We start from the raw sequence: 11530 nt of genomic DNA on the forward strand, positions 1-11530 counted from the left end.
CCAGTGGCATTAGGTCTAGAAGACAAAAAAGCCATTGTTGCCGAAGTAAACGAAGCTGCCAAAGTTGCGTTGTCTGCGGTTGTTGCTGACTCTCGCGGTGTTACCGTGGGTGCGATGACTGCATTGCGCAAAGAAGCTCGTGAAGCTGGTGTTTATGTACGTGTTGTACGTAACACTCTAGCTAAGCGCGCTGTTGAAGGTTCAGACTTCGAATGCTTGCAAGATAGCTTTGTTGGTCCTACTCTGATTGCATTTTCTAACGAGCACCCAGGTGCTGCAGCACGTCTGCTTAAGAAATTTGCAAAAGAAAATGATCAACTAGAAGTTAAAGCGTTGGCGTTCAACGGTGAGTTGATCCCAGCTGGCGACATTGATCGTTTGGCGACTCTGCCTACATACGACGAAGCAATTGCACGCTTGATGAGTGTTATTCAAGGCGCAACAAGCAAATTCGTACGTACACTTGCAGCAGTTCGCGATCAGAAAGAGCAAGAAGCAGCGTAATTATCGCGCGCTTTTTGAATTTATTTTGTTTCATTGCCTACGGGCAATATTGTTAAAAAATGCTAGGAATCTGAGTCATGGCTCTATCTAAAGAAGATATCATCAATGCAGTAGCAGAAATGTCTGTAATGGATGTTGTTGAATTAATTTCAGCAATGGAAGAAAAATTCGGTGTATCTGCAGCTGCTGCTGTAGCTGCTGGTCCTGCTGGCGATGCTGGTGCGGCTGCTGAAGAACAAACTGAATTTGACGTTGTTCTTACTGCTGTTGGCGATAAGAAAGTAAACGTAATCAAAGCAGTACGTGCAGCTACTGGTCTTGGCTTGAAAGAAGCTAAAGGCATGGTTGATGGTGCTCCTGCAACAGTTAAAGAAGCTGTATCTAAAGAAGATGCTGAAGCTCTTAAAACTGCTCTTGAAGAAGCTGGTGCTTCTGTCGAAATCAAGTAATGCTACTTGTATTTTCGCACTTCGACTTTTAGTCGGAATGGCTGGTGACTTAATGTCACCGGCCTTTTTAGGTTTACACCTGAATAAATTTTGAATTTTTAAAATAAGAGAATGTCTCTTATTTCGGTAAGGCCTGATTGAGGGCCTTTTGCGTCAATGTGCACAAGCTGGGGAATGCTGATGGCTTACTCATACACTGAGAGAAAACGTATCCGTAAGGATTTCGGTAAACTGCCGCCCGTTTTGGATGTGCCATACTTGCTGGCAATTCAGCTTGAATCCTATCGTAATTTCTTGCAAGAAGGGAAACCGCTTGCGGAGCGAGGGGACTTGGGTCTGCATGGGGCCTTTAAATCTGTCTTTCCAATGGTCAGCTTTTCCGGCAATGCAGCGCTAGAATATGTTGATTACCGTTTAGGTAAGCCAGTTTTTGATGTTAAAGAATGTCAACTTCGTGGTGTGACTTATGCCGCTCCTTTGAGAGTGCGCGTACGACTTATTATTTATGATAAAGAGTCGTCTAATAAGGCCATCAAAGATATTCGCGAGCAAGAAGTCTACATGGGCGAAATTCCGCTCATGACAGAAAATGGTACTTTTGTAATTAATGGAACTGAGCGTGTAATCGTATCTCAGTTGCATCGTTCACCTGGTGTTTTCTTCGACCACGACCGTGGTAAGACTCACTCTTCAGGTAAACTGCTTCATTCTGCCCGTGTGATTCCATACCGTGGTTCTTGGTTGGATTTCGAATTTGATCCAAAAGATTGCGTCTTCGTACGTATTGACCGTCGTCGTAAATTGCCTGTAACAATTTTACTTCGCGCTTTGGGCTACAACACTGAGCAAATTTTAGAAACTTTCTTCGAAACAACGAAGTTCTATCTTGGCCGTGATGGCTTTGAGATGGAGTTGATTGCAAATCGTCTGCGTGGCGAAACTGCAATGTTTAACATTACTGATACAGAAGGTAAGGTTATTGTTGAAGAAGGTCGTCGTGTTACCGCTAAGCATATCCGTGCTATGGATAAGGCTGGCGTTGAGCGCTTGAGCGTTCCGCTAGAGTATATGCTTGGTAAAGTGACAGCGACTAATTTAGTGGACTCTGCAACGGGTGCATTGATTTCTGAAGCAAATACTGAATTGACAGTTGAGTTGTTGGAAGCATTGGTAGCGGCTGGCATTAAAGAAATCGAAACGCTATATACAAATGATTTGGATCACGGTCCTTTCATTTCTGATACTTTACGTATCGATCCAACAAACAATCCACTAGAAGCATTGGTAGAAATTTACCGTATGATGCGTCCTGGTGAGCCACCAACGAAAGAGTCTGCTGAAGGTCTATTCCAAGGCTTATTCTTCACAGAAGATCGTTATGATCTATCTGGTGTTGGTCGTATGAAATTCAACCGCCGTCTAGGCCGTGACGAAGATACGGGCGCAGGCATTTTGGATAACGACGATATCGTCGCTGTTCTTAAGACCTTGCTTGATATCCGTAACGGTAATGGCATGGTTGATGACATTGACCACCTAGGTAACCGTCGTATTCGTTCTGTTGGTGAAATGGCAGAAAACCAATTCCGTGTTGGTTTGGTGCGAGTTGAGCGTGCAGTGAAAGAGCGTCTGTCTATGGCAGAAGCGGATGGCCTAATGCCACAAGATTTACTGAATGCGAAACCTGTTGCTGCTGCAATTAAAGAATTCTTCGGCTCTAGTCAGTTGTCTCAGTTCATGGACCAAAACAATCCATTGTCTGAAATTACTCACAAGCGTCGTGTTTCTGCATTAGGCCCCGGTGGTCTAACCCGTGAGCGTGCTGGTTTTGAGGTACGTGACGTACATGCGACTCACTATGGTCGTGTATGTCCTATCGAAACGCCAGAGGGGCCAAACATTGGTTTGATCAACTCTCTTTCTACTTACGCACGTACAAACAGCTATGGTTTCTTAGAAACACCATACCGTAAGGTTGTTGATGGCAAGATGACAGATGAGACTGTCTATGTATCTGCTATTGATGAAGCTAAGTACGTTATTGCTCAAGCGTCTGTCAAAGTAGATGAAGAGGGTCGTTTGACTGATGAACTGGTTCAGGTTCGTCACATGCATGAAACAACATTGATTCAGAAAGAGAAAGTGAACCTAATGGACGTGTCACCACGTCAGGTCGTTTCTGTTGCTGCTTCATTGATTCCTTTCCTTGAGCACGATGATGCTAACCGAGCTTTGATGGGTTCGAACATGCAACGTCAAGCCGTTCCAACACTGAAGGCTGATAAGCCGGTTGTTGGTACAGGTATGGAACGTAATGTTGCTAAAGACTCAGGTGTTTGTATTGTTGCTCGCCGTGGTGGTGTGATCGAAGCTGTTGATGCTAGCCGTATTGTGGTTCGTGTTAACTCTGAAGAGACATTGGCAGGTGAAGCGGGTGTAGATATTTATAATCTAACTAAATATGTACGCTCTAACCAAAACACCTGTATTAATCAGCGCACCTTGGTAATGAAGGGTGAGAATGTTGCTTCTGGTGACATCATGGCTGATGGTCCTTCTGTTGATATGGGTGAATTGGCGCTTGGCCAAAACATGCGTATCGCATTCATGCCTTGGAATGGTTTTAACTTCGAGGACTCGATCCTAGTATCTGAGCGCGTTGTTGAAGAAGATCGTTTCACATCTATCCATATTCAGGAACTAACCTGTGTTGCTCGAGATACTAAGCTTGGGCCAGAAGAAATCACAGCGGATATTCCGAATGTTGGTGAAGGTGCACTTTCTAAACTTGATCAATCAGGTATCGTTTATATCGGTGCTGAAGTTGAGCCAGGTGATATTCTAGTTGGTAAAGTAACCCCTAAAGGTGAAACTCAGCTAACACCAGAAGAGAAGCTATTGCGCGCTATCTTCGGTGAAAAAGCATCTGATGTTAAAGATACGTCACAACGTGTTAAGACGGGTACGCGCGGAACAGTTATCGACGTACAAGTATTTACACGTGATGGTATCGATAAAGATGAGCGTGCTAAGTCAATCGAGAAATCTCAGCTAGATCAAGTTCGTAAAGACTTGAACGAAGAGTTCCGTATCGTTGAGCAAGCGACATTTGAGCGTTTAGCAGAAGCATTAGTAGGACAAACTGTAGAAGGTGGTCCTGGGCTAGCTAAAAACTCAATTATTTCTGCTGACTACCTAGAGGCGCTAGAGCATTCTGAGTGGTTTAAGATTCGCGTTGTTGACGAGACTGCGAGTGAGCAGCTAGAAAAAGCGCAAGCGGCCCTAGTTGAACGTCGTAAAGACTTAGATGCTAAGTTTGAAGACAAAAAACGCAAACTGCAAAGCGGTGATGATCTTGCGCCTGGCGTGCTTAAGATTGTTAAAGTTTATGTGGCAATCAAGCGTCGCATCCAGCCTGGTGATAAAATGGCCGGCCGTCACGGTAACAAGGGTGTAATCTCTAAGATCATGCCTGTTGAAGATATGCCGTATGACGAAAATGGCGACCCAGTTGATATCGTACTTAACCCATTGGGTGTACCTTCGCGAATGAATGTAGGTCAGGTACTTGAGACTCACTTGGGTGCAGCTTCTAAAGGTCTTGGTCGTAAGATCAATGAAATGCTAGAAGTTGAGCGCGAGAAAGCGGAACATGTTGCTGAATTGCGTACTTTCCTTGATGAAGTTTATAACGGTCATGAAGGTGGTGTGCAGTGTGCTCGCTCTGAAGAGCTTGATAGCTTCTCTGATGATGAAATCATGGAGTTGGCTGCCAATCTGAAAGGCGGTATTCCGATGGCTTCTGGTGCTTTTGATGGTGCTAAAGAGTCAGAGATTAAGCGTATGTTACGTCTTGCTGGTATCAATGAAAGCGGACAAATCAAATTGTTCAACGGTCGTACCGGAGAATCATTTGAGCGTCCAGTAACCGTTGGTTATATGTATATGCTTAAGTTGAACCACTTGGTTGATGATAAGATGCACGCGCGTTCTACTGGTTCATACAGTCTGGTAACACAGCAGCCGTTGGGCGGTAAAGCTCAGTTCGGTGGTCAGCGTTTCGGTGAGATGGAGGTGTGGGCACTTGAAGCTTATGGTGCTGCATACACATTGCAAGAAATGCTAACCGTGAAATCCGATGACGTGAATGGTCGTACTAAGATGTATAAGAACATCGTAGACGGTGATCACAGAATGGAACCAGGTATGCCTGAATCCTTCAACGTATTGGTCAAAGAGATTCGTTCTCTTGGTATCGATATCGAACTTGAAGTAGATTAAGCACGAATTATATTTGACCTGCTGGGAGAGTGATTCTCCCAGCCTTACGTACGGGGCGATTTTCTATGAAAGACTTATTAGGTCTTCTAAAATCACAAGGACAATCAGACGAGTTCGATACAATCCGTATCGGCCTAGCGTCGCCAGATATGATTCGTTCATGGTCTTTTGGTGAAGTTAAAAAACCAGAGACTATTAACTATCGTACCTTTAAACCTGAACGCGATGGTTTGTTCTGTGCAAAAATCTTTGGTCCTATTAAGGACTATGAGTGCTTGTGTGGCAAATATAAGCGTTTGAAACACCGTGGTGTTATTTGTGAAAAATGTGGTGTTGAAGTTGCTTTGTCTAAAGTGCGTCGTGAGCGCATGGGACACATTGAGCTAGCTTCACCTGTTGCTCACATCTGGTTCCTAAAATCTTTGCCTTCTCGTATTGGTCTTATCCTAGATATGACGCTACGTGACATTGAGCGCGTATTGTACTTTGAATCTTTCATCGTGATTGATCCAGGTATGACAACGCTTGATAAAGGCCAATTGCTTAATGATGAGCAATACTTTGAAGCGCTAGAAGAGTTTGGTGATGAGTTCGATGCCCGTATGGGTGCTGAAGCGATCCAAATGCTATTACGCGATCTTGATATGCCTGTTGAAATACAGACAATGCGTGAAGAGTTGAATGCTACTAACTCTGAAACACGTATCAAGAAGCTATCTAAGCGTCTGAAGTTGGTAGAAGCTTTCTATCATTCTGGTAATAACCCAGAGTGGATGGTGCTTGAAGTGCTGCCAGTACTTCCGCCGGATCTTCGTCCTCTAGTACCACTTGAAGGTGGTCGTTTTGCGACGTCTGATTTGAATGACTTGTATCGCCGTGTTATCAACCGTAATAACCGTCTAAAACGTCTATTGGAATTGGCTGCGCCAGATATCATCGTACGTAACGAAAAACGTATGTTGCAAGAATCTGTTGATGCGCTATTGGATAATGGTCGTCGTGGTCGTGCAATTACCGGTTCTAACAAGCGTCCTTTGAAATCTCTTGCTGATATGATCAAGGGTAAGCAAGGTCGTTTCCGTCAGAACTTGTTGGGTAAACGTGTCGATTATTCTGGTCGTTCTGTAATCACAGTAGGTCCATCTTTACGCTTACATCAGTGTGGTCTTCCTAAGAAGATGGCGCTTGAGTTATTCAAACCATTTATTTTCTCTAAATTAGAGCTTCGCGGTATGGCTACAACCATCAAAGCGGCGAAGAAAATGGTTGAGCGTGAAACACCAGAAGTTTGGGATATCCTAGATGAAGTAATCCGTGAGCACCCGGTTATGCTTAACCGTGCGCCTACTCTTCACCGTTTAGGTATCCAGGCATTTGAGCCTATGCTAATCGAAGGTAAAGCGATTCAGTTGCACCCACTTGTGTGTGCGGCATATAACGCTGACTTTGATGGTGACCAAATGGCGGTACACGTTCCTCTGACTATTGAAGCTCAGTTGGAAGCGCGTGCGCTTATGATGTCGACTAACAACATCCTTTCTCCAGCAAATGGTGAACCTATCATCGTTCCTTCTCAGGACGTTGTATTAGGTCTTTACTATATGACGCGTGACAAAATTAACGCGCAAGGTGAAGGTATGATGTTCTCTGACATTAAAGAGGTTCATCGTGCATATGGTGCTAAGCAAGTTGCTTTGCATGCCAAAGTTAAGGTTCGTATCAATCAAGTAGATACAACAATTGAAGGTGACAAGGTGTCTTCTACCTTTATTGCTGATACAACTGTTGGTCGTGCTTTATTGTTTGATATTGTACCTGATGGCCTACCATTCTCTGTTGTTAACCAAACAATGAAGAAGAAGGCGATCTCTAACCTGATTAATGAGTGTTACCGTAAAGTCGGCTTGAAAGAGAGCTGTATCTTTGCTGACCAATTGATGTATACCGGTTTCCAGTATGCAACAGCATCAGGTTCTTCTGTTGGTGTAGATGACTTTGTTATTCCGCCAGAAAAAGCAGAAATCATTGAACAAGCTGAGTCTGAAGTTAAAGAGATCGAATATCAGTACGCTGATGGTCTTGTAACTCAGGGTGAGAAATACAATAAGGTTATCGACTTGTGGTCTCGTACCAACGAGAAAGTAACCGATGCCATGATGAAAAACTTGGCGAAAGAGCAGACAACTAACAAAGCAGGTGAAACTGTTGAGCAGCAATCATTTAACTCAGTTTATATGATGGCCGACTCCGGTGCCCGTGGTAGTGTTGCTCAGATGCGTCAGCTTGGTGGTATGCGTGGTCTGATGGCGAAACCAGATGGTTCCATCATCGAAACACCTATCACAGCTAACTTCCGTGAAGGTTTGTCAGTACTTCAGTACTTCACCTCGACTCACGGTGCGCGTAAAGGTTTGGCCGATACCGCTTTGAAAACAGCTAACTCTGGTTACCTAACTCGTCGTCTTGTAGATGTAGCGCAAGACCTTGTAGTAACAGATGTAGACTGTGGTTCTGAGCGTGGTTTGATTGCTAGTGCAATGATCGAGGGTGGTGATGTAGTAATCCCTCTAGGTCAACGTGTACTAGGTCGTGTAGCAGCTACTGATGTAATGGATAGTAAAGGTAATGTTGTATTACCTGGCGGTACTTTGATTGATGAGCACCACGTGCGCACAATCGAATCTGCTGGTGTAGACGAGATGCTAGTACGTTCTGTTATCACTTGTGATGTTAAACACGGTGTATGTAGTACTTGTTACGGTCGTGACCTTGGTCGTGGTCATTTGGTTAACATTGGTGAAGCAATCGGTGTTGTTGCTGCTCAGTCTATCGGTGAGCCCGGTACTCAGCTGACAATGCGTACCTTCCACATCGGTGGTGCAGCGTCTCGTGCGTCTGCTGTCGATAGTGTTCAGGTTAAGAGTGCAGGTACCGTTCGTTTCCATAAAATGAAAGCGATTACACGTTTTGACGGTAACCTAGTTATTGTTTCGCGTTCTTCTGAATTGGCAATTGCTGATGAAGCGGGTCGTGAGAAAGAGCGTTATAAACTTCCATATGGTGCTTTGCTAACGGTTAAAGATGGCGAAGAAGTGTCAGCAGGCCAAGTGATTGCTAACTGGGATCCGCACACACACCCAATTGTTTCTGAGATGGAAGGTCGTCTTGAATTCAGTGGTATGGAAGAAGGTCAAACAATTCGTCGTCAATCTGACGAAATGACTGGTTTGACAACAATTGAGATTCTTGAGATTAAAGATCGTCCAGCTGCAGGTAAGGATTTACGTCCTATGATCGCGGTTGTTGATGAGAAGGGTGAACCAGTACTTGTTCCGGGTACAGATTCTCCAGTGCAATACATGCTTCCTGAAAAAGCGCTTTTGAGCTTGGATCATGGTACCAGCATTAAGTCTGGTGAGGTACTTGCACGTATTCCTCAAGAAACAATTGGTAACAAGGATATTACCGGTGGTCTACCTCGTGTTGCTGACTTATTTGAAGCGCGTCGCCCTAAAGATCCAGCTGTTATGGCTGAAGCGTCTGGTGTGGTTAGCTTTGGTAAAGAGACAAAAGGTAAGATTCGTTTGGTAATCAATGCTCAAGATGGATCTGATCCAATTGAGACCTTGATTCCTAAATGGCGTCAAATCAACATCTTTGATGGTGAAGAAGTGGAACGTGGTGAGATTATTGCCGATGGTCCATTGAACCCTCATGATATCTTGCGCTTGAAAGGTGTAGCGGCATTGGCTGAATACATTACTAGTGAGATTCAAGAGGTTTACCGTCTACAGGGTGTTGTGATCAACGATAAGCACATTGAGGTTATCGTTCGTCAAATGCTACGTAAGGTAGATATTTCTGAATCAGGTGATACTAACCTGATTCAAGGTGATCAAGTTGAATTGACGCAAGTACTTGAAGCAAATGAAGAGGCGGAAGCTGAACAAAAATTCATTGCTAAATACGAGCGTGTTCTACTCGGTATCACTAAGGCCTCTTTGGCAACTGAGTCATTCATATCTGCAGCATCCTTCCAGGAAACAACTCGCGTGTTAACTGAAGGTGCGGTAACAGGTAAGAAAGACCACTTGCGTGGCCTGAAAGAGAACGTTGTTGTAGGTCGTCTGATCCCAGCGGGAACAGGTTTGGCTTACCACAGTGAGCGCAAGAATAAGAAAGAACTTGCGCGCGCAGAGAAAGAAGGTTCAGCAACAATTAGTGCTTCTGATGTAGAAGAAGCATTGAGTGCGGCACTAAAAGACTAAAATTCGATGCAAATTGGGTAGGGAGGCGATTTTTTAGTCGCCTCCCTATTGACTGTTTTATAAGCGCAAATTAAACTTGCGCATCCTAAATATTGGCGATTTCCGCCTTTTGATGTTGGATTCAGTGGAGCTTGTTTAATGGCAACCATTAACCAGTTGGTTCGTAAACCACGTAAACGTAAAGTGGCAAAGAGTGACGTTCCTGCGTTACAAGCTTGTCCGCAACGCCGCGGTGTCTGCACACGCGTATATACTACTACACCTAAAAAGCCTAACTCGGCTTTGCGTAAAGTATGTCGTGTTCGCTTGACTAACGGCTTTGAAGTAACTTCCTACATTGGTGGTGAAGGTCATAACCTACAAGAGCACAGTGTTGTGTTGATCCGTGGCGGTCGTGTAAAAGATTTGCCAGGTGTTCGTTACCACACAGTTCGCGGTAGTCTTGATACTTCAGGCGTACAAAACCGTAAGCAAGGCCGTTCTAAGTACGGTACTAAACGTCCTAAGTAAGTTTTTAACTTATCTAGTAGCACGATTAGACATAAAATTTAATACAGTAAGGCCGAGCACAAATTTTTGTCTCGGGCAAACCTGAAGAAAGGATATAGACATGCCAAGAAGACGCGTAGTCGCAAAGCGTGAAGTACTTCCAGATCCTAAACATGGAAGCCAACTTCTTGCTAAATTCATTAACCATGTAATGGTTAGTGGCAAGAAGTCTGTAGCAGAAAGCATTGTATATAATGCTCTAGATACTGTTGCATCTCGCGCTAAAACAGAAGAGCCAATGGCTATCTTCGAAAAAGCACTAGAATCTATCCAGCCAATGGTTGAGGTTAAATCTCGCCGTGTTGGTGGTGCTACCTACCAAGTACCTGTTGAGGTACGTCCTGCACGTCGTGCAGCTCTATCTATGCGTTGGTTGGTTGAATCTTCACGTAAGCGTGGGGAGAAATCAATGGCACTTCGTCTAGCTGGCGAAATCTTAGATGCTGCTGAAAACAAAGGTTCTGCTGTTAAGAAACGTGAAGACGTTCACCGCATGGCAGAAGCTAACAAAGCGTTCTCGCATTACCGTTTCTAAAAATTCGGAGAGTAAATCGTGGCACGTACAACACCTATCAATCGCTATCGCAATATTGGTATTTGTGCACACGTTGACGCTGGTAAAACGACGACAACTGAACGCGTTCTTTTCTACACTGGTCTGTCTCACAAAATTGGTGAGGTTCATGATGGCGCAGCCACTATGGATTGGATGGAGCAAGAGCAAGAGCGCGGTATTACTATAACATCTGCTGCTACTACCTGTTTTTGGGGCGGGATGAGTCAGCAGTTTGATCAACACAGAGTCAATATTATTGATACGCCTGGGCATGTAGACTTCACTATAGAAGTTGAGCGTTCATTGCGAGTGTTGGATGGTGCGGTTGTCGTACTTTGTGGATCTTCGGGTGTTCAGCCTCAAACTGAAACGGTTTGGCGTCAAGCCAATAAATATGAAGTTCCACGATTGGTGTTTGTGAATAAGATGGACCGAGTTGGTGCTAATTACTTTAATGTGGTTGAGCAACTTGAAGAGCGTCTTGGAGCAAATGCTGTACCTATTAACATCAATATTGGTTCTGAAGACGACTTTAAAGGCGTTATCGATTTGATATTGATGAAAGCTGTTATGTGGAATGAAGCTGATCAGGGTATGACCTTCAATTATGAAGAGATTCCTGCTGATTTGCTTGATACTGCAGAAGAGTGGCGTGAAAAGCTTGTTGAGGCTGCGGCTGAGGCAAATGATGAGCTGATGGATAAATACCTTGAAGAAGGTGAGTTGTCTGTTGAAGATATCAAGATAGGTTTGCGTGCTAGAACGCTGGCAAACGAAATTGTCTTGGTAACTTGCGGTTCAGCTTTCAAGAATAAAGGTGTTCAAGCTGTACTTGATGCAGTTGTTGAGTATCTGCCGTCGCCGTTAGAGGTGAAGGCTATTGAATGTACGCTAGAGAATGGTGAAACGCCAGATAGTCGAGA

7 protein-coding genes are annotated in these 11530 nt (G+C 44.2%); all 7 read left to right on the plus strand.

Annotated elements, in window-relative coordinates; genetic code table 11:
* The first annotated feature begins 3 nt into the window (after window positions 1–3).
* A complete protein-coding gene (gene rplJ, locus MED121_RS15160) occupies window positions 4–504 on the plus strand; it encodes a 50S ribosomal protein L10 (protein WP_009834602.1) in 501 nt (166 codons plus the stop codon).
* A 77-nt stretch (window positions 505–581) separates the two neighbouring features.
* Window positions 582–953 (plus strand): 50S ribosomal protein L7/L12, encoded by a 372-nt coding sequence (rplL, locus tag MED121_RS15165; RefSeq protein ID WP_009834603.1) that lies wholly within the window; start codon window positions 582–584, stop codon window positions 951–953.
* A gap of 180 nt (window positions 954–1133) precedes the next feature.
* Window positions 1134–5234 carry a DNA-directed RNA polymerase subunit beta gene (gene rpoB / locus MED121_RS15170; RefSeq protein WP_009834604.1) on the plus strand — a complete coding sequence of 1367 codons (4101 nt, stop codon included), beginning with the start codon at window positions 1134–1136 and terminating at the stop codon, window positions 5232–5234.
* A gap of 65 nt (window positions 5235–5299) precedes the next feature.
* Window positions 5300–9502, plus strand: a complete 4203-nt coding sequence (gene rpoC, locus MED121_RS15175; RefSeq protein ID WP_009834605.1) for a DNA-directed RNA polymerase subunit beta' — start codon at window positions 5300–5302, stop codon at window positions 9500–9502.
* Window positions 9503–9640: 138 nt separating this feature from the next.
* Window positions 9641–10012, plus strand: a complete 372-nt coding sequence (gene rpsL, locus MED121_RS15180) for a 30S ribosomal protein S12 (protein WP_009834607.1) — start codon at window positions 9641–9643, stop codon at window positions 10010–10012.
* A gap of 100 nt (window positions 10013–10112) precedes the next feature.
* A complete protein-coding gene (gene rpsG, locus MED121_RS15185; protein WP_009834608.1) occupies window positions 10113–10586 on the plus strand; it encodes a 30S ribosomal protein S7 in 474 nt (157 codons plus the stop codon).
* Between the two features lie 18 nt (window positions 10587–10604).
* The coding region (locus MED121_RS15190) for a GTP-binding protein (RefSeq protein WP_009834609.1) at window positions 10605–11530 on the plus strand (926 nt) is incomplete at its 3' end.

This window comes from Marinomonas sp. MED121, from assembly GCF_000153025.1.
Taxonomy (GTDB): Bacteria; Pseudomonadota; Gammaproteobacteria; order Pseudomonadales; family Marinomonadaceae; genus Marinomonas.

Coding starts and splice junctions, on each gene's coding strand:
- rpsG (WP_009834608.1), top strand. CDS start 10,113: ATGCCAAGAAGACGCGTAGTCGCAAAGCGTGAAGTACTTCCAGATCCT.
- rpsL (WP_009834607.1), top strand. CDS start 9,641: ATGGCAACCATTAACCAGTTGGTTCGTAAACCACGTAAACGTAAAGTG.
- rpoB (WP_009834604.1), top strand. CDS start 1,134: ATGGCTTACTCATACACTGAGAGAAAACGTATCCGTAAGGATTTCGGT.
- rpoC (WP_009834605.1), top strand. CDS start 5,300: ATGAAAGACTTATTAGGTCTTCTAAAATCACAAGGACAATCAGACGAG.
- rplL (WP_009834603.1), top strand. CDS start 582: ATGGCTCTATCTAAAGAAGATATCATCAATGCAGTAGCAGAAATGTCT.